Genomic DNA, 25,476 nt, shown 5'->3' with positions numbered 1-25,476 from the left:
GCGGAAGAACCGGAGCGTACACGTAGTACGTGAGGATTATTCGCTACGCTCCCCCTCCAGGCCGCCCTGAGGGCGTTCAAAACTCTGCGAGTTTTGTCTGAGCACTGCCCAGGTTCAAAATGGCAAGCAAAATAGCCCTAATGGGATAGGCTCTTATGATGCGGGAAATCCACCAACCATTGGCGCTTAATTTATTTTTTGCGGTTCAGAGCACAAAAAAAACGACGCCCAAATCCGCGGGCGCCGCACAACAAACCGATTACAGCCGCGACAGGGCCTCCCGCATCCCCGCGCTCAAAATGACTTCCAGATACCGCGTGACCTGTTCGGCAAGACCCGGTATTGCCGTCAGATCTTCACCCCAGTGCCCGGTATCCTGCAGGACTTCGGTGACCAGTTCATGCAGCGGGCGGCCTTGCGCCACCTGCGCCCATCCTGCGGCAAAACGGCTTAGCCAGACGTCATCATCCTGCAGCGGATACGCCTGCCCGTCGCGCTGCCCGCGATAGAAGGCGATGAGCGCCGCCAGGGCGAACGTTAGCCGCGGCGGGATTTCGCCGTGCTGGCGGATATGCGTCAGCAGCTGCGGCAGGATCCGGGTGCGAAATTTGGTCATGCCGTTCAGGGCGATAGAGAGCAGCTGATGGCGAATCCAGGGATTAAGAAAGCGCCCGGTCACGGCATCGGCAAACTGCCTCAGCTCATCGGCTGGTAAATCCAGCGCCGGAATAATCTCCTCGTCGATAGTTTGCTGCACATAATGGCGAATGGCTTCGTCCTGCATCGCTTCGCCAACGGTATCGACGCCGCACAGCCACGCCACCGGCACCAGCGCGGTGTGCGCGCCGTTAAGAATGGCGACTTTGCGCTCTTTATAGGGTCGGATATCCTCTACGAGACGGATATTGAGCGGGTAACGTTCGAGCCGCAGCGTCTTCGCCAGCGCCTGCGGCCCCTGGATAACGAACAGCCAGAAATATTCGGCGGTATCCAGGAAAGCATCATGGTAGCCCAGCTCCGCTTCGAGCTTTTCCGCTTCCTCGCGCGGGTAGCCGGTGACGATGCGATCAACCAGCGTTGAACAAAACGTATTGGCGGTCTCAACCCAGTCGCGAAAAGCCGCGGGCAATTGCCACTCTTCGGCATAGCGCAGCACCAGCGCCTTCAGCGCTTCGCCGTTGTAGTCGATCAGCTCACAGGGGATAATCGTCCACCCCTTATCCGCTGCGCCGTTGAAATGGCGGAACCGTTCGAACAGCAGCTGGGTCAGCTTCGCCGGAAAGCTGACCGGCGGCTTATCGTCAGGCCGGTCTCCGGCGTGATAGCTGATGCCCGCTTCGGTGGTATTTGAAAATACGAACGCGATCGCCGGATTACGAGCCAGCGCCAGATAGCCGGCAAAATCCTGCCACGGGTTGATCTCGTTATTCACCGATCGAATAATCCGCGCCTCGCTCACCGCCTCGCCGCGTTCGTCCAGCCCGCGGATCGCCGTGGTGTAGAGTCCGTCCTGGATATTAAGCGACGGCGGAAACTCGGTGTTGATCGGGCGAATGATGGTCACGCCTGCCGCCAGATCGGTTTGCTCATTCAGCAGGTCCAGCTGCCAGTCGATAAACGCCCGCAGGAAGTTGCCTTCGCCGAACTGAATCACGCGCGTCGGGTACTGCGGCCCGGGAAAATCTTTTCTGTTTAACGATTTCATAGCCTTACCTGCTAAAAATGAATGACGCCTTTGATAAGCTGGCGATTGTTAATCACGTCGTTTTCGTAAATCTCAGCCAGCGACCTGAAATCGTAGCGGTGGGTCAGCATCATCCCGGCGGTCACTTTCCCCTCGGCCATCAGCCGCCCGACTTTGGCAAAATCCTCTTCCGTCGCATTACGGCTGCCCATCATGGTCGTCTCTTTCTTATGAAACTCCGGGTCCGGGATCTGCAGCTCACCTTTAAACAGGCCAACAAAGATGATGCTGCCGCCGTGGCGGATTAAATTCACCGTATTGTTCATCGCCTGCTGATTCCCCGTGGCGTCGATCACCTTCTGCGCCAGCGAACCACCAAACGCGGCACACAGCCGTTCGGTGAACTGCGGGTCGGAAGGGTCGAGCGTGGCCAGACCAAGGTGCTGCGCCACGTGGTCGCGCCGCGCCGGGCTGGTATCCGCCACCACCACCTGCGCCCCGTCGGCTTTGGCGATCGCCGCCGCCCCGAGACCAATGGGGCCCGCGCCGACCACCAGCACCTGCTCTCCCGGCTGGATAGCGGCGCGGCGCACCGCGTGGGCGCTGATGGCAAAAGGCTCAATCAGCGCCGCGGCTTCCGGCTCGACGTCATCCACCACCAGCAGATTTTTTACCGGCACGCAGAGGTACTCGCTAAACCCGCCGTCCCGATGTACGCCGATCACGGAAATTTTCTCGCAGCAGTTTGTCCGGCCGCTCAGGCAGGCCGGACACTGACCGCAGGCGACGTAGGGTATGACGGCAACCTGCTGTCCGCTTTTCAGATTAAGAATATTTTTACCCAGACCGATAATCTCACCGCATATTTCATGACCGAGCACGCGCGGATAGCTAAAAAAAGGTTGATGCCCTCCCCAGGCATGAATATCCGTACCACAAATCCCCACCGTTTTTATTTTAATAAGCACTTCATCATCGCCGGGAATGGGAATCTGGCGTTTTTCCCAGCGCAATATTTTGGGTTCCTGACACACTAATGTATTCATCGACGTCATAATAATTTCCTCCGTATTTGTTGGTTTAGATATCGATGAAAAACAGAGGTGAGAATAAATTCATTGCAAAAATTGTGAAATCTCGCGCACAAAACTGTTTTAAATCCGGCTTTAATAGCTAAAAAATGGAGATGCATAATGAGCCGCTCGCAAAACCTTCGTCACAACGTCATTAACCAGGTCATAAACGATATGGCGCGCGGCTTTCTTCCGTCGCCGCTGCCCTCACAAAGCGCGCTGGCGGAGATGTACAACATCAGCCGCACCACCGTGCGCCATATCCTCAGCCACCTGTGCGAGCGCGGCGTGCTGCGCCAGCGCGGTCAGGACTACCAGATCCTTCGCCAGCCGGAGATGCAGGACGGCTTCGATGGCTCCAGCGCCTCGCTGGCCGAACAGAACCGTCTCTTCGAGCAGGCGTTTTACACCATGATTAACCAGCGCCAGCTGCGCGCCGGAGAGATATTTTCCGAGCTACAGCTGGCGCGTGCTGCCGGCGTCAGCCCGGTGGTGGTCAGAGAATTTTTGTTAAAATTCAGCCGCTACAACCTGATTGAAAGCGAAAAGCGCGGCCAGTGGAATATGAAGAAGTTTGAGCAATCCTGGGCCGAGCAGCTGTTCGAACTGCGGGAAATGCTGGAAACCCACGCGCTACAGCACTTCCTCAACCTCCCGGACAACGACGCCCGCTGGCTGCAGGCGAAAACCCTGCTTGAGCGCCATCGCTCCCTGCGTGACAGCATCGGCGACAGCTTTCGTATGTTTTCCCAGCTCGATCGCGACTTTCATTCTCTGCTCCTGTCCGCGGCTGAGAATATATTTTTTAATCAATCACTTGAGATTATTTCCGTAATTTTTCACTTTCACTATCAGTGGGATGAGAGCGACCTTAAACAGCGCAATATCATCGCCATTGATGAACATATGACTATCCTGAGCGCGCTTATCTGCCGCAGCGATCTGGACGCCAACCTGGCGCTGCGTAACCACCTGAACTCGGCGAAGCAATCAATGATTAACTCGCTCAGGCAGAGCGAATCCCAGGCTTATTAAGTACCGATTAAAAACAGAAAATGATAATCAGCAGCACAGATCTCAAAACATAAACCAGCGCCAGAAAAAAGGTTATTTATGCTGAAAACAAGTCGACTTACTTTACTGTGAAATAGGTGGGTGGGGTTTAAACCATTCGATGTCACTTGTCGTTCAAATAGAATAACCAGGAGTCAGGCGTGGAATCACGAAATATCACTATCGACCCGCAGACAACCTTTGATAAAGGAAAGACGGAGACGATGACTGTTCCGTTAGATAATACGTTAACGCGTAGTACTCGCATTAAAAAAATTCAGACAACGGCAATGATCCTGTTATTTCTGGCGGCGGTGATTAATTACCTCGACAGAAGTTCATTGTCCGTCGCGAACTTAACGATTCGCGAGGATTTGGGGCTCAGCGCCACCGAAATCGGGGCGCTGCTGTCCGTTTTCTCGCTGGCCTACGGCATCGCCCAGCTCCCCTGCGGGCCGCTGCTGGACCGTAAAGGTCCGCGCATCATGCTGGGGCTGGGGATGTTTTTCTGGTCGCTGTTTCAGGCGGTCTCGGGGATGGTGCACAGCTTTACCCAGTTCGTGCTGGTGCGTATCGGCATGGGGATCGGCGAAGCGCCGATGAACCCCTGCGGCGTCAAGGTGATCAACGACTGGTTTAATATCAAAGAGCGCGGCCGCCCGATGGGTTTCTTTAACGCCGCCTCGACGATTGGCGTCGCGATCAGCCCGCCGATCCTTGCCGCCATGATGCTGATGATGGGCTGGCGCGGGATGTTTATCACCATCGGCGTGCTGGGGATCTTCGTCGCTATCGGCTGGTATATGCTCTATCGCAACCGGGAAGATATCTCTCTCACCGCCGACGAACAGGCCTACCTTAACGCCGGAAGCGTCAACGTTCGCCGCGACCCGCTGAGCTTTGCCGAATGGCGCAGCCTGTTTAAAAACAAAACCATGTGGGGAATGATGCTGGGCTTCAGCGGCATCAACTATACCGCGTGGCTGTATCTGGCCTGGCTGCCGGGTTACCTGCAAACGGCGTATAGCCTCGATCTGAAAAGTACCGGTTTTATGGCCGCCATTCCTTTCCTGTTCGGCGCCGCCGGTATGCTTATCAACGGCTACGTCACCGACTGGCTGGTTAAAGGCGGCATGGCGCCGATCAAAAGCCGTAAAATTTGCATTATTGCCGGGATGTTCTGCTCCGCCGCGTTTACGTTAATTGTGCCGCAGGCCACTACCTCTATCGCCGCGGTGCTGTTAATCGGTATGGCGCTGTTCTGCATCCACTTTGCCGGCACCTCCTGCTGGGGGTTGATTCACGTCGCGGTGGCCTCGAGAATGACCGCGTCCGTCGGCAGCATCCAGAACTTCGCTAGCTTTATCTGCGCCTCCTTCGCGCCGGTGGTGACCGGGTTTATCGTCGATACCACCCACTCATTCCAGCTGGCGCTGATTATCTGCGGCTGCGTGACCGCCCTCGGCGCGCTGGCCTATATTTTCCTGGTTCGTCAGCCGATTAGCGACCCGCGTAACGGCTGAATCTCAACGCCCTGCTGGCGGCGGGGCGCTCAACGTTGCGCTCATTTCATACTGTTTTAATGCCATGGGCGTATAGCCGGCGGCGTGAAACAGCGGCGTAAAGCGCTCCGGGATGGTCACCGAGGTCCCGAGCCCCGGAAAGCGTTGGGCGAGCGCCATCAGCATTTCCCGTCCCAGCCCGCGCCCGCGGGCGGCGGGATCGACCCATAAAAACTGCAGCTGCGGCCTGCTGGATAAGGTCGCCAGCACGGCGAAAGCCTGCTGATGGAGGCTCAGCGCCCGGCACGGCAGGGTGCTGAAGGTGAGCGGGTCCATCAGCCACGGCAGCTGGCCGTTAATCTCGGCGCCTGCCCTGCGCGTCAGCGCCAGCACGTCAACATCCTCTAATACGGAGGGCCCGTCACTTCCGGCCTGCGCGCTTAAATAGCCGCACAGCCCGTGCCGCACCTCGAAGCCCAGCGATTGATACAGCGCCACCGCGGCGTGGTTGTCGCGGATAACCTCCAGCCACATCCGCCGTACGCCCTGCTCGCGCAGCGCGTCGATAAGCGGCGACATCAGCCGGCGGCCAACGCCCTTTCCGCGATACGCAGGCCGCACCGCGAACGCCGCCAGCCTGGCTTCATCGCCGCGGCGGGCGACGACCGCCATCGCCGCGGGGACATCTCCATCCAGCCAGACGCAGGAATCCAGCAGGCTCAGCCCTTCGGCGCTAAAACGCTGGACAAAAACCTCTACCGACAGCGTGACGGGAACCAGGTAATCTTCGAAACAGTCGCAAAGGATCGTCGTCAGCTGCGCGACGCTGAACTGGGTGGCGGAAACGGCGGTAAGCTCCATACATTTCTCCCGGAGGCTGCTATGCTGAGGTGATGAAAACTAACACTATAACCGCCGCCGCGACGTTACGCCTGACTGAGGAGCGAGACATCCCTCTTCTGCCCGCCATTGAGCGCTCGGCGGCCCAGGCTTTTCGCCAGATCCCGGCGCTGGCCTGGCTGGCGGAAAGCGAAGTGATAAGCCCCGAGCGCCACCGGCTGTTTCTTGAAACTGACCACAGCCTGCTGGCCGTGACCGATGACCAACCGATAGGCTTCCTGCTGAGCGAACCGCTGGACGATGCGCTGTTTATCGTGGAGATCGCCGTTCATCAGGCGTGGCAGGGGCGAGGCGTTGGCCGCATGATGCTGGAGCAGGTTATAGAGACAGCCCGCCAGGCGGCGTATCCGGCGGTCACGCTCACCACCTTCCGCGACGTGCCGTGGAACGCGCCGTTTTACACGCGCCTGGGGTTTTCAATGTTAAGCGAGCTAAGGCTACCGGCGGGACTGGCGGCGAAAAGGGAGCTGGAAACGGAACACGGCCTGCCGCCGGAAACGCGCTGCGCCATGCGCTTAGCGCTGTAGCCTCCGGCGCTGATTTCAGCGGCGGAATATGGTACAAAGTACCATTCAAAACTTACCCGTTGATACCCGTATGTCCTGGTCAATCGATATCATTTCCTGCATTACCGATCGCTTTGTGGAACTCACGGCGACCGAAAAACGCATCGCGCAGTTTATTCTCGATGATGTCGCGGCGGCGGCGGAGCTGCCCATCGCGGAGATGGCGCGCCTGACCCACACCAGCCAGGCCTCGGTCACCCGCTTTGCCCGGGCGCTCGGCTGCAAAGACGTCCGCGAGCTGAAGATGAAGCTCGCGCAATCCCTGGCGGTCGGGCAGCGATTTATCCTCGATGTGCCGGACCTTGAGGGCGTGCAGGGGATCTACGAGTCGATCATCGGCGTGCTGGAGACCAACCGCCGGGCGCTGGATATTGAGGCGCTGAAGCGCGCGGTGAGCTGGCTGAGCGACGCGCGGCAGATCCTGGCCCTCGGGATGGGCGGCGGCTCCACCATCTGCGCCCAGGAGATCCAGTACCGTCTGTTTCGCCTCGGCCTGCCGGTGGTCAGCCAGAACGACGGCCTGCTGGTGCGCATGATGAGCTCGGCGGTGACGCCAAAGGATGTGGTTATCGTGCTGTCGCTGGGCGGCTATACCCAGGAAATTATTGAGAGCGCGGCGATTGCCAGGCAGTACGGCGCAAAGGTCATTGCCATCACTCCCGCCGGAACGCCGCTGGCGGAGCAGGCGGATCTGGTGCTGCCGCTGCTGGTGCGCGAAAACGACTATATCTTCAAGCCCAGCACTTCACGCTATGCGATGCTGGCGATGGTTGACGTGCTGGCCACCGAACTGGCGATGGCCAACAAAACCCAGGCAAAGGGCAGGCTGCGCCGGATTAAGCTGGCGCTCGACAGCCATCGCGGCGGCGTCGACAGGCAGCCGCTGGGCGATTAACCGCAGCGGGCGGCGGCGATAAACCTCTCCGCCTGCTGACGGGTACGCTCCACGGCCTGCCCGGCGCGATACAGATCGCTTCCCAGACCGGCGCCGGCGCATCCCGCCTCGACCCAGCTCGCCAGATTCTCCGGCGTCACGCCGCCGACCGCCAGCACCGGCACCTCCGGCGGCAGCACCGCTTTCAGCGCCCGAATATAGTCCGGGCCGAAGGTGGAAGACGGGAAAATCTTCAGCCACTGCGCCCCGGCGTCCAGCGCGCTAAACGCCTCGGTCGCGGTAGCGCATCCTGCGCAGACCCGCATTCCGCGCGCCACCGCCCGGCGGATGGTCGCCGGCTGAGTATTCGGCGTCACGATAAGCTTCGCCCCGGCATCGGCCAGAAAATCGACCTGCTCCACCTTAAGCACCGTTCCCGCGCCAATCACCGCCTGCTCGCCAAAGCGCGCGGCCATCTGCGGAATGCTCTGCTGCCAGTCCGGTGAGTTGAGCGGAATTTCGATATAGCGAAATCCTGCCTTTATCAGCGTCTCAATATGCTCCGCCGCCTCAGCGGGGCGAATACCGCGTAAAATCGCCACCAGTTTAATCTTGTCCATGCATTATCCTCGCCATGCCGCTCAGCAGCGCCTCATCGCCGCTGCAGCTGTTAACCGTCATTCCGCGCGCCTTCATCGCCCGACTGTAGCGGGCATTCAGCGCCGGGTCGCCAACCAGCGTGACGCCAGAGGTACGGTAACGCTGCCCGAGGGTCGCCACCTCCGCGCCAATCAGCAGCCCGGAGAGATAGTCGCTGACCGAGGTTGCCGCCAGCGCCCCGAGCACCCGGGCAGCTCTGGCGACAAACAGTTCGCTAATCAGCGACGGCTGCGCCAACCCTTTTTCCAGCCCCTGTTCAAAGGCCGCCTCGTCCGCCTGCTGGGCCGGCAGCCCTTTGCCGATCAGCGATTGCGTCATCAGCAGATGATGCAGTTCGCCGGTCATCGCCGTGGCAAAATGACGCACCATGCCGTCCGTCACTTGTACCCATTTGCAGTGGGTGCCCGGCAGCACGTAGCACTCCGCCGGCGCCAGCTCTATAGCCCCCAGCAGCTGCGTCTCTTCGCCGCGCATCACGTTGAACTCCCCGTCCTGGGCAATCTTGAGCCCGGGAATAATCCACACGCCTTCAGCCACGGCGCATCGCTGCTGCCCCGGCGCGTCGATCGCCGCCGGACAGGCCAGATACGGCACCGCTTGCCAGCCCGCATCGCTGCCGATCATCCCGGCCATCAGCACCGGCAGCATTTCGGCGCCGCGCCAGGGGGCCACATGCTCCGCGAATACGTCGGCGGGCGATCGTCCGTTCAGGCGGGTGATGCCCAGCGGCAGCTGCTTCGTCCCGATGCACTGGCCGTTGCGAATCAGCCAGCCGCGCAGCTGGGTAGAGCCCCAGTCGACGGCAATATAGTCCTTCATGGTGCTTCTCCCGAGGCCTGCACCGCCGTCTTCGCCGGAATCGCCTGCCCTTCCCGCTCTTGCGTAATCATTTCCAGCGCCTGCTGACGGCTGATTTTGCTGGCTGGCGTCATGACGGTGACAAAAATGGCGGAAACGAAGCTGCCGACGACCGACGGAATGCACGGGTTCCCCCAGTAAGCCAGCCAGTCTGCCTTAACCAGAACCACAATCGACACCAGCATGCCGCTCAGCAGCGCGGTGAGCGCGCCCTGCCAGTTAAAGCGCAGCCAGAAGCGGCCCAGAATTGAACAGACGAACAGCCCGGACATCAGCATGGAGATCATTTTGGTGATATAGCTGATGATATCGTTCGAGGTCAGGGCGAAGATCATCGCCAGGCCGATAACGAACGCCAGCATCCAGCGGGAGAGCGTTATCGCCTTATGCGCCGGCGGCATTTTTCCGGTAACAAGGGTGTAGACATCGCGCATCATGATGGCCACGGCGGCTATCGCATCGGAGCTGGCCGAAGACATAGTGGCGGAAAGCCCGGCAATCAGCACCACCAGACCCAGTATCGCCGGCAGGAAGCTGGTGGCGAACAGGAAGGCGTAGTTGCTGTTCTCAAGATGGGGGTTCATTGTCCATGCCGCCATGCCGATAATCGCCGGCAGCACCGAGAAAAACAGATACAGCACGCCGGTATAGACAAACGAGCGGCGCACCGAAGAGACATCTTTCCCCGAATAAATACGCTGGCGATAGGAAGGGGTCGCCAGCACGCCGACGCCGATGACCATCGCCAGCGATAGCGCCGGAATGACGCCCAGCTTATCGACCGCGAACAGGCTCATCGCCCTGGGATCCATCGCCTGTACGATGGCATCCCATCCGCCGACGTGAACCACCGCCAGAATCGCCATCAGGATAAAGCCGAAAAAGAGAATTAATGCCTGAATGGTATCCGTCCATACCACCGCAGAATAACCGCCGATGATGACGTAAATCGCAAAGGCCAGAGCGATAATAATTTTCGCTAGCGTCAGATTTATCCCCGTCGCCCAGGATAAATACATGCTGCCGCCAAGAATATGCGCCCCCAGCCAGCCAATAGAGGCCACAAATATCATTATGCCGACGATATTTTTAATTAAATGGCTGCCGCCAGTATAATAAGAGAGCTCTTCGCTCATGGTCATAAAGCGCAGTTTACGCACCGGGGCGAACAGCCAGGCGACCAGCAAAATACCGATGGCCCCGCCCACGCCGTAGAGCATTCCGGCCCAGCCGTTGCTGTAGCCGAAGCCTACGGCGCCCATGCTTGAACCGGTCCCCACCATGGTCGCCACGGTGGAGCCCAGCGTCAGGAACAGCGGTAAGGAACGGCCGCCGAGTAAAAAATCTTCACCGCTTTTTTGATTACGCGACACGTACCAGCCAAGCCAAATCATGGCCAGCGCGTAAATAATAAAGCCGACTAAAAAGATATGACTATTCATTATTCACATCCTGCCAGTTGAGTATGTAAAAGGTAAAAGGCTACGAAGCGCTGAATGAATTCAGCGCTCAAAAATCCTGTTTATATTTCTGGTTAATAAATTTTTATACGCGAGCCGCGTTATAACAGGTCACATCTACTTCGACTTTACAATCCACCACCAGGTCCGCGACGCAGCAGATACGGGCAGGCGGGTTGTCGCCAAAGAACTCGCGGAACACTTTATTGAAAGACTGGAAATAGCGCGCATCGGTGAGAATCACCTTGACGTGCACCACGTCGGCCAGGGTGTAGCCCGCTTCGGTCATGATATCCACGCAGTTCTGAATCGCCAGACGCGCCTGGTCGACAATCCCGCCTTCCACCACTTCACCGTCCTTCATCGGCGTCTGGCCGGAAACGTACAGCCAGCCCCCCGCCTCCACCGCGCGCGCGAACGGCAGATGCTGCCCACCGGTCCCGGTACCACCTTCTACGCCATAACGTTTAATACTCATTTTGCACTCCTTAGTTCATTTGGCGGCGCAGGAAACGCCCCGCGCGCCCGATAATCTTTTTGTCGCTGCCGTAGCTCATCACGCCGTTGACCATCACCGCCTCGATCCCCTCCGCCGGTTGTTTCGGGTCGGAGAAGCTGGCGACATCGCGCACCGTCAGCGGATCGAACAGCACCAGATCGGCAAAGTAGCCCACTTTCACCAACCCACGATCCGCCAGCTGGAAACGCGCCGCCGACAGCCCGGTCATTTTGTGGATAGCGGTGGTCAGCGGAAACAGCCGTTCATCGCGGCTGTAGTGGCCCAGGACCCGCGGGAACGCGCCCCACAGCCGCGGATGCGGCATCGGGTCGTTCGGCAGACCGTCGGAGCCGATCATGGTCACCGGGTAACGCAGCACCCGCCGCACGTCCTGCTCGTCCATGTTGTAGTAGATGGCGCCTGCGGGCATCAGCCGCGCCGCCGCCTCGTGCAGGCTAACCTGCCAGCCGTCGGCAATCTGCCGCAGGGTTTTTCCGGCCTGCTCGGGCTGCGCTTCCGACCAGGTAATGACGATATCGAACTCATCGGTGACCTGCTTCATATCCAGCGTCGACGAGCTGGCAGAATAGGGGTAGCAGTCGCAGGCGATCTCCTGGCGCTGGCGCATCTCATCGAAGAAAGCCAGCGTCTCCTTCGTGCGACCCCAGTTTTTCGCGCCGGCGCACTTATGGTGCGATACCACCACCGGTACGTTACCGTGGCGGCCAATGCGGAACGCCTCGTCGAGCGCATCCAGAATCGGTTCGAACTCCGAACGCAGGTGGGTGGTATAAATTCCCCCCTCCGCCGCCAGCTCCTCGGCCAGCGCCATCACTTCTTCAGTGGTGGACTGAAACGCGCTGGCGTAGGCCAGCCCGCTGCTCAGCCCCAGCGCGCCCTGACGCAGCGCGTCGCGCAGCTGCACCCGCATTCCGGCAATCTCGGTTTCCGTCGCCGGGCGGAACAGATCGTCCATATGGTTATTACGCAGCGCGGTATGGCCAATCAGCGTGCCGACGTTCAATGACGGCTTCGCCGCCTCCACCGCCTGGGCGTAAGCGTCAACGGTGGGGTAAACAAAGTGCTCCTGCTCGCCCAGCAGGTTCATCGGGTCAGGCACGCCGTCGCGCAGGGTCGCCGTCGCCGCGCTGATCCCGCAGTTGCCGACAATCACCGTCGTCACCCCCTGACTCAGCTTGGGCAAATAGGCCGGCATACGAATGACGTTGATGTCGTCATGGGTATGCACATCGATAAACCCGGGCGCCAGCACGCGCCCCTGCCCGTCAATCACCTGCTCCGCCGGCAGGTTCAGCGCCGGGGCCATATCTACAATCCGATCGCCCTTCACCGCCACGTCGCCGCGAAACTGCGGTCCGCCGCTGCCGTCAATGACCGTGACGTTTTTGAAAAGCCAGTTAACTTTCATCGCAATGACTCCCTTTCAACTCTATCGACAAGTTAACCATTTACAAGGCGGAAAAACAGTGGAAAACTACGCAAAAACCAGATCAAATTGTGATACTTTTATTCACAAACAATAAAAATCACATATTAAATTTATATTTTTCAATTAATTAAAATTGATACTCAGCTTTATTCCGAGCATAAACCCTAAAAGGATAGTGTTATGAAATACCACTCCGATACGCTTATTCCGCACAAAGCCGCCGTGATGGCCGCTCCGGCAAATCTGCTGGCGGAGGAGGTCTGCCTCCCCGCCGCGCTGCTGAAAAAAACGGCGCTGGAAAATAACATCGCCTGGATGCAGCGCTACGCCGACGCGCGCGGCGTCTCGCTGGCGCCGCACGGTAAAACAACGATGACGCCGTGGATTTTTCAGGCCCAGCAGCGGGCGGGCGCATGGGGAATCGGCGTGGGCAGCGCCTGGCAGGCCAGCGCGGCGATGGCCAGCGGCGTTGAGCGCGTTCTGATGGTCAATCAGCTGGTCGGCAGGGCGAATATGCAGGCGGTATCGCGCCTGAAGGCGCATTACCGGGCGGCGGAGTTTATCTGCTGCATCGATAGCCTCGCCAACGCCCGCGCGCTGTCGGCCTTTTTCAGCGAACGGCGGCAAACGCTGGACGTGCTGATTGAACTGGGCGTGGCCGGCGGGCGCTGCGGCTGCCGCAGCGTTGAGGATGCGCAGGCCCTGGCGGAGGCCGTCGCGGACCTTCCTGGCCTTAAGCTGCGCGGACTTGAGCTGTATGAAGGGGTGTTGCACGGCGACGATCCGCAGCCGCAGGTGGAAGCTCTGCTGCACCAGGCCGCCGATTTGGCCTGCCGGATGGCGCATCTGGTTGAGGGGGAGTTTGTGCTGACCGGCGCCGGTACCGTCTGGTATGACGTGGTGTGCAATATCTGGCTGGCGGCGAAGAAACCGGCGCGGTGCCGGATCGTTATCCGCCCCGGCTGCTATATCACCCACGATCGGGGGATCTACGATATCGCGCAGAAAGCGCTGGCGGCGCGCGATCCGATCGCCTGCGATCTGGGCGGTGATTTAACCTCGGCGCTGGAGCTGATGGCGATGGTCCAGTCGGTGCCGGAAGCGGATCGCGCGGTGGTCAACTTCGGCAAACGCGACTGCGCCTTCGACGCCGGACTGCCGCAGCCGATCGCTCGCTATCGCAACGGCGCGCAGCTGTCTGCGGCGGGGATCGAGAGCGTGGGGATTATGGATCAGCACTGTATGCTGCGCCTCGCGCCGGGCAGCGACGTGCAGGTTGGCGATATTCTGGTGTTCGGCACCTCGCATCCGTGCCTGACGTTTGATAAATGGAAAACCCTGCTGCTGGTGGACGAGCAGTATAACGTGCTGGAAGAGCTCGATACCCTGTTCTGACCGGCCGGGAATTCCCCGGATGGCGGCTGGCGCCTTATCCGGGCTACGGGATGGCACCGGCCCGTAGCCCCGGTAAGCACAGCGCGACCGGGGAAATATTTCTAGCTTCACGGAAGGAAAATTACGCCTCTTCCTCTCCACCCACCCCATTCCCCAGGGCGATAAACTCCTCCAGCAGCGCGGTAAGCTGACGCATTTTTTCGACGGTAAATTGGGCTTCTATCTGGCGATAGGCTTCTTCGACCTGGGCCTGGGCGCTTTCATACAGCTTCAGGCCCGCAGGCGTCAGCGAAACGTACAGCTTGCGCTGATCGTTAACCGGTTTTAAACGCAGCACCAGGCCGTCGCGCTCCATGCGGGTCAGAATACCGGTCAGGCTCGGACGTAAAATACAGGCGCGAAAGGCCAGATCGTGAAAATCCATCGACGGATTTTCGGCGAGGATACGCACGATACGCCACTGCTGCTCGGTCAGATTGTGGCGTTTAACGATGGGCCGAAAGTGGGCCATCGCCGCTTCCCGCGCCTGCAGCAGCGCGATAGTTAACGAATCATGCATCACATACCTCTGAAATAAATCCCCAATCTGTTAATAAGTTAATAATTAGCGCTAATTCCTTATGAAGGCAACCGGTTTCTGCCTCTGAAAAGTACCAGAAGGTACAATAAAATTAATTATCTAATTGATTAACAACAAATAAAAAACATAACTGTAAATTTATTGTTAATCAGATCACAAAACATTCACTTCTGTTTGCCAAACCTTTCCGCAAAGCATAAAAGATGATCATTAACATATTAATGAATTAACTAACTTCCTAATTCCGTAGCAGAGGAGTGGTCAATGAAAGGCACCATCTTCGCCGTGGCGCTTAACCACCGCAGCCAGCTCGACGCCTGGCGCGAAGCGTTCCAGCAGGCCCCGTATAAAACCCCGCCGAAGACCGCGGTCTGGTTTATCAAACCGCGCAACACCGTTATCGGCGACGGCGAGAGCATTCCCTATCCACAAGGCGAAACCGTGCAGAGCGGCGCCACCGTGGCGCTGATCGTCGGTAAAACCGCACGCAAAATCGCCGCGGAAGACGCCGCGGCTTATATTGCCGGCTACGCGCTGGCGAATGACGTCAGCCTGCCGGAAGAGAGCTTCTATCGTCCGGCCATCAAAGCCAAATGCCGCGACGGCTTCTGCCCGCTTGGCGCGCTCGCGCCGCTCAGCAACGTCGATAACCTGACCATCATCACCGAAATCAACGGTCGCGAGGCGGACAGCTGGAATACCGCCGATCTCCAGCGCTCCGCCGCCGAGCTGCTGAGCGCCCTGAGTGAATTCGCCACCCTCAATCCCGGCGATGCGATTCTGATCGGTACGCCCCACTCCCGCGTTACGCTGCGCCCCGGCGATCGCGTACGCATTCTCGCCGAGGGCTTCCCGGCGCTGGAAAACCCGGTGATTGATGAAGGAGAGCTGGCATGAGGCAAGCACGTATTGAGTGGCAGGGACAGCGGCACGATGTCCAGGTTGATGAACGCGGTCAGGTCCAGCTCGCCAACGGCAGGTTACTTCAGGAAGGCGAGTTTCGCTGGCTGCCGCCCGCCGACGGCACCCTGTTCGCGCTGGGCCTGAACTACGCCGATCACGCCAGCGAGCTGGCGTTTACGCCGCCAACCGAGCCGCTGGTGTTTATCAAAGCGCCCAACACCTTTATCGGCCATAGGCAAGAGTCGGTGCGCCCGGATAACGTCGAGTACATGCACTACGAGGCTGAACTGGTGGTGGTGATCGGCAAAACCGCGCGTAAGGTCGCCGAAGCCGACGCCATGGCGTACGTGGCCGGATACACCGTCTGCAACGACTACGCCATCCGCGACTACCTGGAAAACTACTATCGTCCCAACCTGCGGGTCAAAAGCCGCGACACCCTGACGCCGATAGGCCCGTGGATCGTCAGCAAAGAGGCGATCCCCGATCCGCACAATCTGGCGCTGTGCACCTGGGTCAACGGCGAGCTGCGCCAGCAGGGCACTACCGCCGATCTGATCTTCAGCATTCCGTTCCTGATCGCTTACCTCAGCGAATTTATGACCCTGCAGCCGGGCGACATGATCGCCACCGGCACGCCGAAGGGGCTGTCGGACGTGGTGCCGGGCGATGAAGTGATCGTCGAAGTGGAAGGCGTCGGCCGTCTGGTCAACCACATCATTAGCCAGCAGGCATATGAGGAGAAGCTGTCATGAAAAAAATTAACCACTGGATCAACGGCAAAAACGTCGCCGCCGCGGAGTATTTCCATACCACTAACCCGGCCACCGGCGAAGTGCTGGCAGAGGTCGCCTCCGGCGGCGCCGACGAGGTGAATCAGGCGGTGGCGGCGGCGAAAGAGGCGTTCCCGAAATGGGCCAATCTGCCGATGAAAGAGCGCGCGCGTCTGATGCGCAGGCTGGGGGATCTGATCGACCAGAACGTCCCGGAGATCGCCGCCATGGAGACCGCTGATACCGGCCTGCCGATCCACCAGACCAAAAACGTGCTGATCCCGCGCGCCTCGCACAACTTCGAATTCTTCGCCGAAGTGTGCCAGCAGATGAACGGCAAGACCTACCCGGTTGACGACAAGATGCTCAACTACACCCTCGTGCAGCCGGTGGGCGTCTGCGCGCTGGTGTCGCCGTGGAACGTGCCGTTTATGACCGCCACCTGGAAGGTGGCGCCGTGCCTCGCGCTGGGCAATACCGCGGTGCTGAAGATGTCCGAGCTATCGCCGCTAACCGCCGACCGTCTTGGCGAGCTGGCGCTGGAAGCGGGTATTCCGGCGGGGGTGCTGAACGTGGTTCAGGGCTACGGCGCGACGGCGGGCGATGCGCTGGTCCGCCACCATGACGTACGCGCGGTCTCGTTCACCGGCGGTACCGCCACCGGGCGCAACATCATGAAAAACGCCGGGCTGAAAAAGTACTCCATGGAGCTGGGCGGCAAATCGCCGGTGCTGATTTTCGAAGACGCCGATATTGAGCGCGCCCTCGACGCCGCGCTGTTCACCATTTTCTCGATCAACGGCGAACGCTGCACCGCCGGCTCGCGCATTTTCATTCAGCAGAGCATCTACCCCGAGTTCATTAAACGCTTCGCCGAGCGGGCTAACCGCCTGCGCGTCGGCGACCCCACCGACCCGAATACCCAGGTGGGCGCGCTGATTAGCCAGCAGCACTGGGAGAAAGTCTCCGGCTATATCCGCCTCGGCATTGAAGAAGGAGCGACCCTGCTGGCCGGCGGCGCGGATAAGCCCGCCGATCTGCCCGCCCATCTGAGAAACGGCAACTTCCTGCGGCCAACGGTGCTGGCGGACGTCGATAACCGCATGCGCGTGGCGCAGGAAGAGATTTTTGGCCCGGTAGCCTGTCTGCTGCCGTTTAAAGACGAGGCGGAAGGTCTGCGCCTGGCCAACGACGTGGAGTACGGCCTCGCCTCTTATATCTGGACCCAGGACGTCAGCAAAGTGCTGCGCCTGGCGCGCGGCATCGAAGCCGGAATGGTGTTCGTCAACACCCAGAACGTCCGCGACCTGCGTCAGCCGTTCGGCGGCGTGAAGGCCTCCGGTACCGGCCGCGAAGGCGGCGAATACAGCTTTGAAGTGTTCGCTGAAATGAAAAACGTCTGCATCTCGATGGGCGACCATCCGATCCCAAAATGGGGAGTCTGATATGGGAAAGTTAGCGTTAGCAGCAAAAATTACTCACGTACCGTCGATGTATCTTTCTGAACTGCCGGGTAAAAACCACGGCTGCCGCCAGGGAGCCATCGATGGGCATAAAGAAATCGGCAAGCGGTGCCGCGAGCTGGGCGTGGATACCATCATCGTCTTTGATACCCACTGGCTGGTTAACAGCGCCTACCACATCAACTGTGCCGACCATTTCCAGGGCGTCTACACCAGCAACGAGCTGCCGCATTTTATTCGCGACATGACCTACGACTACGACGGTAACCCGGCGCTCGGCCACCTGATCGCCGACGAAGCGGTCAAGCTCGGGGTCCGCGCCAAAGCGCACAACATTCCAAGCCTGAAGCTGGAGTACGGCACCCTGGTGCCGATGCGCTACATGAACAGCGATAAGCATTTCAAAGTGGTCTCTATCTCGGCGTTCTGTACCGTCCATGATTTTGCCGACAGCCGCAGGCTGGGCGAAGCCATTCTTAAAGCGATTGAGAAATATGACGGCACCGTGGCGGTCTTTGCCAGCGGCTCGCTGTCGCACCGTTTTATCGACGACCAGCGCGCCGAAGAGGGGATGAACAGCTATACCCGCGAGTTCGATCACCAGATGGACGAACGGGTCGTGAAGCTGTGGCGCGAAGGCAAATTCAAAGAGTTCTGCACCATGCTGCCGGAATATGCCGACTACTGCTTCGGCGAAGGCAATATGCACGACACGGTGATGCTGCTGGGCCTGCTGGGCTGGGACAAATACGACGGCAAAGTAGAGTTTATTACCGAGCTGTTCGCCAGCTCCGGCACAGGACAGGTCAACGCCGTCTTCCCGCTGCCGGAAACGGCGTAAGGAGCACGCAGAATGCCGCATTTTATCGCTGAATGTACCGACAACATCCGCGAACAGGCTGATTTACCGGGCCTGTTCGGCAAAGTGAACGCCGCGCTGGCGGCCACCGGCATCTTCCCCATCGGCGGCATTCGCAGCCGCGCCATCTGGCTGGATACCTGGCAGATGGCCGACGGCCAGCACGATTACGCCTTTGTGCATATGACGCTGAAAATTGGCGCCGGACGCAGCCAGGAGAGCCGCCATGACGTGGGCGATATGCTGTTCACGCTGATCAAAGCCCATTTCGCCGCGCTGATGGAGAGCCGCTATCTGGCGCTGTCGTTTGAGATTGATGAACTGCACCCGACGCTGAACTACAAGCAGAACAACGTGCACGCCTTGTTTAAATAGCGTGCGGCCGGTCAGGCCCTCTCCCGCCGGGAGAGGGCGAAAACGACGCCGACTTTTATTTCCGGCGCAGCAGCACCGAATGACGTAACAGGAAGCAACTATGCTCGATAAACATACCCATACCCTGATCGCCCAGCGGCTAAACCAGGCGGAAAAACAGCGTGAACAGATCCGCGCTATTTCGCTGGATCACCCGACGATCACTATCGAAGACGCCTACGCGGTACAGCGCGAATGGGTAAATATGAAAATCGCCGAAGGCCGCGTGCTGAAAGGACATAAAATCGGCCTGACCTCAAAAGCAATGCAGGCCAGTTCGCAAATCAGCGAACCGGATTACGGCGCGCTGCTGGACGATATGTTTTTCCACGACGGCGGCGATATTCCTACCGACCGCTTTATCGTCCCGCGTATCGAAGTGGAGCTGGCCTTCGTGTTGGCCAAACCGCTGCGCGGCCCCCACTGCACCCTGTTCGACGTCTACAACGCCACCGACTACGTGATCCCGGCGCTGGAGCTGATTGACGCCCGCTGCCACAACATCGACCCGGAAACCCAGCGCCCGCGCAAAGTCTTCGACACCATCTCCGATAACGCCGCCAACGCCGGGGTGATCCTCGGCGGCCGCCCGATTAAACCCGACGAGCTGGATCTGCGCTGGATCGCCGCCCTGCTCTATCGCAACGGCGTGATTGAAGAGACCGGCGTCGCCGCGGGGGTGCTGAATCACCCGGCCAACGGCGTGGCCTGGCTGGCGAACAAGCTGGCGCCGTACGACGTCCAGCTGGAAGCCGGGCAGATTATTCTCGGCGGCTCCTTTACCCGTCCGGTACCGGCGCGCAAGGGCGACACCTTCCACGTCGACTACGGCAACATGGGCGCGATTAGCTGCCGCTTTGTCTAGGAGAAACATGATGCATAACGCCTTTAAAGACGCCTTAAAAGCGGGTCGTCCGCAGATTGGCCTGTGGCTGGGGCTGACCAGCAGCTACAGCGCCGAGCTGCTGGCCGGGGCCGGGTTCGACTGGCTGCTGATCGACGGCGAGCATGCGCCAAACAGCGTGCAGACGATCCTGACCCAGCTACAGGCGATCGCTCCCTACCCCAGCCAGCCGGTGGTGCGGCCGTCGTGGAACGACCCGGTGCAGATTAAACAGCTGCTGGATATCGGCGCGCAAACCCTGCTGGTGCCGATGGTGCAGAACGCCGACGAAGCGCGGCTGGCGGTGAAAGCCACCCGCTACCCGCCCGCAGGCATTCGCGGCGTCGGCAGCGCGCTGGCCCGCGCCTCGCGCTGGAACCGCGTCCCGGATTATCTCCATCAGGCCAATGACGCGATGTGCGTGCTGGTGCAGATCGAAACCCGTGAAGCGCTCAACAATCTGCCGCAGATCCTCGATGTCGAGGGCGTGGACGGCGTGTTTATTGGCCCGGCGGATCTGAGCGCCGATATGGGCTTCAGCGGCAACCCGCAGCATCCGGAAGTGCAGGCCGCCATTGAGCGCGCCATCGGGCAAATTCGCGCGGCGGGCAAAGCGCCGGGGATCCTGATGGCCAGCGAGCCGCTGGCGAAGCGCTACCTGGAACTCGGCGCGCTGTTTGTCGCCGTCGGCGTCGATACCACCCTGCTGGCCCGCGGCGCGGAAGCGCTGGCGGCGCGATTTGGCGCGGAAAAAACCGCCCAGGGTTCGTCAGGCGTCTATTAATACCCGCAGTACCCTACAAAATTCCCATTAGAGGAAAATGATAATGAGCGATACATCATCTGCCATCCCGGAAAAGTTCGATCCGGCTAATCAGCACAAGCAGCTGACGGCGCAGCAGCAGTCGGTTATCAACAAGCTCTTTCGCCGCCTGATCGTCTTTTTGTTCGTGCTGTTTATCTTTTCGTTTTTAGATCGTATCAATATCGGCTTTGCCGGGCTGACCATGGGCCAGGATCTGGGCCTTAACGCCACCATGTTCGGTCTTGCCACCACCCTGTTTTACGCCACCTACGTGATATTCGGCATTCCCAGCAACGTGATGCTCAGCATCGTTGGCGCTCGCCGCTGGATCGCCACCATCATGGTGCTGTGGGGCATCGCCTCCACCGCCACCATGTTCGCGACCGGACCGAACAGTCTTTATATCCTGCGCATGCTGGTGGGCATCACCGAGGCCGGTTTTCTGCCCGGCATTCTGCTCTATCTGACCTACTGGTTCCCGGCCTTTTTCCGCGCCCGCGCCAACGCGCTGTTTATGATCGCGATGCCGGTGACCACCGCGCTGGGGTCGATCGTCTCCGGCTATATCCTGTCGATGGACGGCCTGCTGAACCTGCACGGCTGGCAGTGGCTGTTCCTGCTGGAAGGCTTCCCGTCGGTGCTGCTCGGTATTATGGTCTGGTTCTGGCTTGATGATTCGCCGTCGAAGGAGAAATGGCTGACCGCGGACGATAAAAAATGCCTGCAGGAGATGATGGATAACGACCGCCTGACGCTGGTCCAGCCGGAAGGGGCGATCAGCCATCACGCCATGCAGCAGCGCAGCCTGTGGCGGGAAGTGTTCACGCCGATCGTGCTGATGTACACCCTGGCCTACTTCTGCCTGACCAATACGCTCAGCGCGATCAGCATCTGGACGCCGCAGATCCTCAAAAGCTTTAACGAAAGCAGCAGCAATATCACCATCGGCCTGCTGGCGGCGATCCCGCAGATTTGTACCATTCTGGGGATGATCTACTGGAGCCGCCACTCCGATAAACATCAGGAGCGTAAGCACCACACCGCCCTGCCGTTCCTGTTCGCCGCCGCGGGCTGGCTGCTGGCGTCGGCCACCGATCACAACCTGATCCAGCTGCTCGGGATCGTGATGGCCTCCACCGGATCGTTTAGCGCAATGGCCATTTTCTGGACCACGCCGGATCAGTCGATCAGCCTGCGCGCCAGAGCGATCGGTATCGCGGTGATCAACGCGACGGGTAATATCGGATCGGCGCTCAGCCCCTTTATGATCGGCTGGCTGAAGGATATTACCGGCAGCTTCAGCAGCGGCCTGTGGTTCGTCGCCGCCCTGCTGGTCATCGGCGCGATGATTATCTGGGTGATTCCGATGAAAGGAACGCGTCCGCGCGCGACGCCGTAAGGAGCCGCCATGTGCCAGAGCCCGATAGCCAATATCGATATTAATAAAGAGTACGATGAGAGCCTGGGGACGGAAGATGTGCATTATCAATCGTTTGCCAGGATGGCGGAGTTCTTTGGCCGCGATATGCAGGCGCACCGTCACGACCAGTATTTTCAGATGCACTTTCTCGATACCGGGCAGATTGAGCTGCAGCTCGACGATCATCGCTATTCGGTGCAGGCGCCGCTGTTTGTCCTGACGCCGCCCTCGGTGCCGCACGCTTTTATCACCGAGTCCGATAGCGACGGTCACGTGCTGACGGTGCGCGAGGATCTGGTCTGGCCGCTGCTGGAGGTGCTCTATCCCGGCACGCGGGAGGCTTTCGGTCTGCCGGGCATCTGCCTGTCGCTGGCCGACAGGCCCGAGGAGCTGGCGGCGCTGGCGCACTACTGGCGGCTGATTGAACGGGAATCGACGTCGCAGCTGCCGGGGCGGGAACATACCCTGACGCTGCTGGCGCAGGCGGTGTTCACCCTGTTGCTGCGCAACGCGAAGCTTGACGATCACGCGGCCAGCGGGATACGCGGCGAGCTCAAGCTGTTCCAGCGGTTTAACCAGCTGATCGACGGCCACTACCATCAGCACTGGACGGTGCCGGATTACGCCAGCGAGCTGCATCTGACCGAATCCCGGTTAACCGATATCTGCCGCCGCTTCGCCAACCGGCCGCCCAAACGGCTGATTTTCGACAGGCAGCTGCGCGAAGCCAAGAGGCTACTGCTCTTTTCCGACAGCGCGGTCAACGAGATAGCCTGGCAGTTGGGCTTTAAGGATCCGGCCTATTTTGCCCGCTTTTTTAACCGCTTAGTCGGCTGCTCGCCGAGCGCGTTCAGAACGCAAAAAGTACCGGTATCATAAGAGCTTCCCGGGGACGGCGCGGCGAGTTCGCAGCCGTCTGAGAGGCGGTATCCCGGGCAAGGCGCATCAAGCGCCGCCCCCCCGGAGCAGAGCGCAGAATCGCTGCATTTCCCGGAGGCGATGCTGCGCATCTGTCCGGCCTACACATTCAAAACCCACCCTGGCTTGTCGTCGGATCACCGGGGAGCCAGGCCGGAAAATAGAAAAACCAACCCCCGATCACATAACCCAACCCCGCCTGAAAAGTACCGACCGTTGACCTAAAAGTCTCTTCACGAAAGCCGCGTTAACCGCTTCAATTGAACAACAAAAAAAAAACATAAATTTAACATCGCATTCCGATTAATACTGAAGAGGTCACCTATGAAACCTGAAAATTTCCGTGCCGACGCTAAACGCCCGTTAACCGGTGAAGAGTATCTGAAGAGCCTGCAGGACGGCCGCGAAATCTATATCTACGGCGAACGCGTTAAGGACGTGACCACCCACCCGGCGTTCCGCAACGCCGCCGCCTCCGTCGCCCAGATGTACGACGCGCTGCATAAACCCGAGCTGCAGGATACCCTGTGCTGGGGCACCGATACCGGCAGCGGCGGCTATACCCACAAGTTCTTCCGCGTCGCGAAAAGCGCCGACGATCTGCGTCAGCAGCGCGACGCTATCGCCGAATGGTCGCGCCTGAGCTACGGCTGGATGGGACGTACCCCGGACTACAAAGCCGCGTTCGGCTGCGCGCTCGGCGCAAACCCGGCGTTTTATGGTCAGTTTGAACAGAACGCCCGTAACTGGTACACCCGCATCCAGGAAACAGGCCTCTACTTTAACCACGCCATCGTCAACCCGCCCATCGACCGCCATAAGCCGGCCGACGAAGTGAAAGATGTCTATATCAAGCTGGAGAAAGAGACCGATGCCGGGATCATCGTCAGCGGCGCGAAAGTGGTAGCCACCAACTCGGCGCTCACCCACTACAACATGATTGGCTTCGGCTCGGCGCAGGTGATGGGCGAAAACCCGGACTTCGCGCTGATGTTCGTCGCGCCGATGGACGCCGAAGGGGTCAAGCTTATCTCCCGCGCCTCCTATGAGCTGGTCGCCGGAGCAACCGGATCGCCCTACGATTATCCGCTCTCCAGCCGCTTCGACGAAAACGATGCGATCCTGGTGATGGATAATGTGCTGATCCCATGGGAAAACGTGCTGATCTATCGCGACTTCGATCGCTGCCGCCGCTGGACGATGGAGGGCGGCTTCGCCCGCATGTATCCGCTGCAGGCCTGCGTGCGTCTGGCCGTGAAGCTCGACTTTATCACCGCCCTTCTCAAGCGCTCGCTGGAGTGCACCGGCACCCTTGAATTCCGCGGCGTGCAGGCGGATCTCGGCGAAGTGGTGGCCTGGCGCAATATGTTCTGGGCGCTGAGCGATTCGATGTGCGCCGAAGCCACGCCGTGGGTTAACGGCGCGTATCTGCCGGATCATGCCGCGCTGCAAACCTATCGCGTGATGGCGCCGATGGCCTACGCCAAAATCAAAAACATTATTGAACGCAACGTCACCAGCGGCCTGATCTATCTGCCGTCCAGCGCCCGCGATCTCAATAATCCGCAGATCAACGAATACCTGGCGAAATACGTGCGCGGATCGAACGGTATGGATCACGTCGAGCGCATCAAGATCCTCAAACTGATGTGGGACGCCATCGGCAGCGAGTTTGGCGGCCGTCATGAGCTGTACGAAATCAACTACTCCGGTAGCCAGGATGAGATTCGCCTGCAGTGCCTGCGTCAGGCGCAGAGCTCCGGCAACATGGACAAAATGATGGCGATGGTGGATCGCTGCCTGTCCGAGTACGACCAGAACGGCTGGACGGTGCCGCATCTGCACAACAATACCGATATCAACATGCTGGATAAGCTGCTGAAGTAACCGGCAGCGGGAGGTCACAATGCAATTAGATGAACAACGTCTGCGTTTTCGCGATGCCATGGCCAGTCTGTCGGCCGCCGTTAACGTCATCACCACCGAAGGCGAGGCGGGCCGCTGCGGTATCACCGCCACCGCGGTCTGTTCGGTGACCGATACGCCGCCGTCGGTAATGGTCTGCATCAACGCTAACAGCGCGATGAATCCGGTGTTCCAGGGCAACGGCAAGCTGTGCATCAACGTACTGAACCACGAGCAAGAGGAGATGGCCCGCCACTTCGCCGGCATGACCGGGATGACGATGGATGACCGTTTCGGCCTCATCGGCTGGCAAAAAGGCGCGCTGGGCCAGCCGGTGCTGAAAGGCGCGCTGGCGAGCCTCGAGGGCGAGATTAGCCAGGTGCAGACCATCGGTAGCCACCTGGTCTATCTGGTGGAAATCAGGAATATAACCCTGAGCCAGCAGGGCCACGGGCTGATCTACTTTAAGCGCCGCTTCCATCCGGTGATGATGGAGATGGACGTCGTGGCGTAGTTTTGCCTTCCCCTCTCTCGCGGGAGAGGGGATTACCTCGCTTCCCCCCATCGTCACGGCGGGAA

General features: G+C 59.5%; 25 protein-coding genes. 16 read left to right on the top strand and 9 right to left on the bottom strand.

The features are described 5' to 3' along the window. Positions 1-259 precede the first annotated feature (259 nt). Positions 260-1,705, bottom strand: coding sequence for a tagaturonate reductase (locus tag F8562_RS16745; protein ID WP_014837342.1), 1,446 nt, complete (start codon positions 1,703-1,705; stop codon positions 260-262). Positions 1,706-1,716: 11 nt separating this feature from the next. Continuing rightward, complete coding sequence (locus tag F8562_RS16740; RefSeq protein ID WP_014227801.1) at positions 1,717-2,739, bottom strand: zinc-binding alcohol dehydrogenase family protein; 1,023 nt, start codon at positions 2,737-2,739, stop codon at positions 1,717-1,719. Between the two features lie 138 nt (positions 2,740-2,877). Here F8562_RS16740 and F8562_RS16735 point away from each other — a divergent pair, with 138 nt between their 5' ends. Then, on the top strand, positions 2,878-3,792 hold the full coding sequence (locus F8562_RS16735; protein ID WP_089046412.1) for a GntR family transcriptional regulator: 915 nt from the start codon (positions 2,878-2,880) through the stop codon (positions 3,790-3,792). A 179-nt stretch (positions 3,793-3,971) separates the two neighbouring features. Continuing rightward, on the top strand, positions 3,972-5,333 hold the full coding sequence (locus tag F8562_RS16730; RefSeq protein WP_014837340.1) for an MFS transporter: 1,362 nt from the start codon (positions 3,972-3,974) through the stop codon (positions 5,331-5,333). Between the two features lie 3 nt (positions 5,334-5,336). Here F8562_RS16730 and F8562_RS16725 read toward each other — a convergent pair whose 3' ends face one another. After that, complete coding sequence (locus F8562_RS16725; RefSeq protein ID WP_014837339.1) at positions 5,337-6,173, bottom strand: GNAT family N-acetyltransferase; 837 nt, start codon at positions 6,171-6,173, stop codon at positions 5,337-5,339. 32 nt (positions 6,174-6,205) lie between these two features. Between F8562_RS16725 and F8562_RS16720 the strand changes: the two genes are divergently transcribed. Both F8562_RS16720 and F8562_RS16715 read left to right on the top strand, forming a co-directional pair. Continuing rightward, positions 6,206-6,739 carry a GNAT family N-acetyltransferase gene (locus F8562_RS16720; protein WP_014227797.1) on the top strand — a complete coding sequence of 178 codons (534 nt, stop codon included), beginning with the start codon at positions 6,206-6,208 and terminating at the stop codon, positions 6,737-6,739. Positions 6,740-6,809: 70 nt separating this feature from the next. Further along, positions 6,810-7,673, top strand: coding sequence for a MurR/RpiR family transcriptional regulator (locus tag F8562_RS16715; RefSeq protein ID WP_014227796.1), 864 nt, complete (start codon positions 6,810-6,812; stop codon positions 7,671-7,673). On the opposite strand, the gene F8562_RS16710 is transcribed toward F8562_RS16715, so the two are convergent. The 5 genes from F8562_RS16710 to F8562_RS16690 all read right to left on the bottom strand — a co-directional run bounded on the left by F8562_RS16710 (position 7,670) and on the right by F8562_RS16690 (position 12,558). Further along, a complete protein-coding gene (locus tag F8562_RS16710; RefSeq protein ID WP_014227795.1) occupies positions 7,670-8,272 on the bottom strand; it encodes a 2-dehydro-3-deoxy-6-phosphogalactonate aldolase in 603 nt (200 codons plus the stop codon). The two genes, F8562_RS16715 and F8562_RS16710, sit on opposite strands and share 4 nt — an antisense overlap. Further along, positions 8,259-9,131, bottom strand: a complete 873-nt coding sequence (locus F8562_RS16705) for a 2-dehydro-3-deoxygalactonokinase (protein ID WP_014227794.1) — start codon at positions 9,129-9,131, stop codon at positions 8,259-8,261. The genes F8562_RS16710 and F8562_RS16705 overlap by 14 nt, the downstream gene beginning before the upstream one ends. After that, complete coding sequence (locus tag F8562_RS16700) at positions 9,128-10,612, bottom strand: sodium:solute symporter family protein (protein WP_014227793.1); 1,485 nt, start codon at positions 10,610-10,612, stop codon at positions 9,128-9,130. The genes F8562_RS16705 and F8562_RS16700 overlap by 4 nt, the downstream gene beginning before the upstream one ends. A gap of 103 nt (positions 10,613-10,715) precedes the next feature. Beyond that, on the bottom strand, positions 10,716-11,108 hold the full coding sequence (locus F8562_RS16695; RefSeq protein ID WP_004098320.1) for a RidA family protein: 393 nt from the start codon (positions 11,106-11,108) through the stop codon (positions 10,716-10,718). Between the two features lie 10 nt (positions 11,109-11,118). Further along, complete coding sequence (locus F8562_RS16690) at positions 11,119-12,558, bottom strand: N-acyl-D-amino-acid deacylase family protein (protein WP_014227792.1); 1,440 nt, start codon at positions 12,556-12,558, stop codon at positions 11,119-11,121. A gap of 201 nt (positions 12,559-12,759) precedes the next feature. Between F8562_RS16690 and F8562_RS16685 the strand changes: the two genes are divergently transcribed. Further along, complete coding sequence (locus F8562_RS16685; protein ID WP_014227791.1) at positions 12,760-13,974, top strand: amino acid deaminase; 1,215 nt, start codon at positions 12,760-12,762, stop codon at positions 13,972-13,974. Between the two features lie 121 nt (positions 13,975-14,095). On the opposite strand, the gene hpaR is transcribed toward F8562_RS16685, so the two are convergent. Continuing rightward, positions 14,096-14,533: a homoprotocatechuate degradation operon regulator HpaR gene (hpaR, locus tag F8562_RS16680; protein ID WP_014227790.1), complete on the bottom strand. Its 438-nt coding sequence runs from the start codon at positions 14,531-14,533 to the stop codon at positions 14,096-14,098. A 285-nt stretch (positions 14,534-14,818) separates the two neighbouring features. On the opposite strand from hpaR, the gene F8562_RS16675 reads away from it, so the two are divergent. The 11 genes from F8562_RS16675 (at position 14,819) to F8562_RS16625 (ending at position 25,411) form a co-directional block, all read left to right on the top strand. Further along, positions 14,819-15,451, top strand: coding sequence for a fumarylacetoacetate hydrolase family protein (locus tag F8562_RS16675; protein ID WP_014227789.1), 633 nt, complete (start codon positions 14,819-14,821; stop codon positions 15,449-15,451). After that, entirely contained in the window at positions 15,448-16,212 is a 765-nt protein-coding gene (locus F8562_RS16670; protein WP_014837337.1) for a fumarylacetoacetate hydrolase family protein, read from the top strand. The genes F8562_RS16675 and F8562_RS16670 overlap by 4 nt, the downstream gene beginning before the upstream one ends. Then, on the top strand, positions 16,209-17,675 hold the full coding sequence (gene hpaE / locus F8562_RS16665; protein WP_014837336.1) for a 5-carboxymethyl-2-hydroxymuconate semialdehyde dehydrogenase: 1,467 nt from the start codon (positions 16,209-16,211) through the stop codon (positions 17,673-17,675). The genes F8562_RS16670 and hpaE overlap by 4 nt, the downstream gene beginning before the upstream one ends. Before the next feature lies 1 nt (position 17,676). Then, positions 17,677-18,534, top strand: coding sequence for a 3,4-dihydroxyphenylacetate 2,3-dioxygenase (hpaD, locus tag F8562_RS16660; RefSeq protein WP_004098307.1), 858 nt, complete (start codon positions 17,677-17,679; stop codon positions 18,532-18,534). 12 nt (positions 18,535-18,546) lie between these two features. Continuing rightward, positions 18,547-18,927, top strand: coding sequence for a 5-carboxymethyl-2-hydroxymuconate Delta-isomerase (locus F8562_RS16655; protein WP_014837335.1), 381 nt, complete (start codon positions 18,547-18,549; stop codon positions 18,925-18,927). A gap of 100 nt (positions 18,928-19,027) precedes the next feature. Continuing rightward, entirely contained in the window at positions 19,028-19,831 is an 804-nt protein-coding gene (gene hpaH, locus F8562_RS16650; RefSeq protein ID WP_004098303.1) for a 2-oxo-hept-4-ene-1,7-dioate hydratase, read from the top strand. 10 nt (positions 19,832-19,841) lie between these two features. Further along, the gene (hpaI, locus tag F8562_RS16645) at positions 19,842-20,633 is read left to right on the top strand and encodes a 4-hydroxy-2-oxoheptanedioate aldolase (protein WP_004098302.1); all 792 of its coding nucleotides are present in this window, start codon (positions 19,842-19,844) and stop codon (positions 20,631-20,633) included. Positions 20,634-20,676: 43 nt separating this feature from the next. Further along, positions 20,677-22,053, top strand: a complete 1,377-nt coding sequence (gene hpaX, locus F8562_RS16640) for a 4-hydroxyphenylacetate permease (RefSeq protein WP_094909485.1) — start codon at positions 20,677-20,679, stop codon at positions 22,051-22,053. Positions 22,054-22,062: 9 nt separating this feature from the next. Continuing rightward, positions 22,063-22,953: a 4-hydroxyphenylacetate catabolism regulatory protein HpaA gene (gene hpaA, locus F8562_RS16635; RefSeq protein WP_009652862.1), complete on the top strand. Its 891-nt coding sequence runs from the start codon at positions 22,063-22,065 to the stop codon at positions 22,951-22,953. A gap of 363 nt (positions 22,954-23,316) precedes the next feature. Then, the gene (hpaB, locus tag F8562_RS16630; protein WP_004128599.1) at positions 23,317-24,879 is read left to right on the top strand and encodes a 4-hydroxyphenylacetate 3-monooxygenase, oxygenase component; all 1,563 of its coding nucleotides are present in this window, start codon (positions 23,317-23,319) and stop codon (positions 24,877-24,879) included. A gap of 19 nt (positions 24,880-24,898) precedes the next feature. Next, positions 24,899-25,411: a 4-hydroxyphenylacetate 3-monooxygenase reductase subunit gene (locus F8562_RS16625; protein ID WP_014837333.1), complete on the top strand. Its 513-nt coding sequence runs from the start codon at positions 24,899-24,901 to the stop codon at positions 25,409-25,411. Positions 25,412-25,476: the final 65 nt, after the last annotated feature.

It is taken from the genome of Klebsiella sp. RCJ4, assembly GCF_009025755.1.
Taxonomy (GTDB): domain Bacteria; phylum Pseudomonadota; class Gammaproteobacteria; order Enterobacterales; family Enterobacteriaceae; genus Klebsiella; species Klebsiella michiganensis.
Note: the sequence above shows the minus strand (reverse complement) of the source record. Positions and strands in the feature narration are given on the sequence as shown.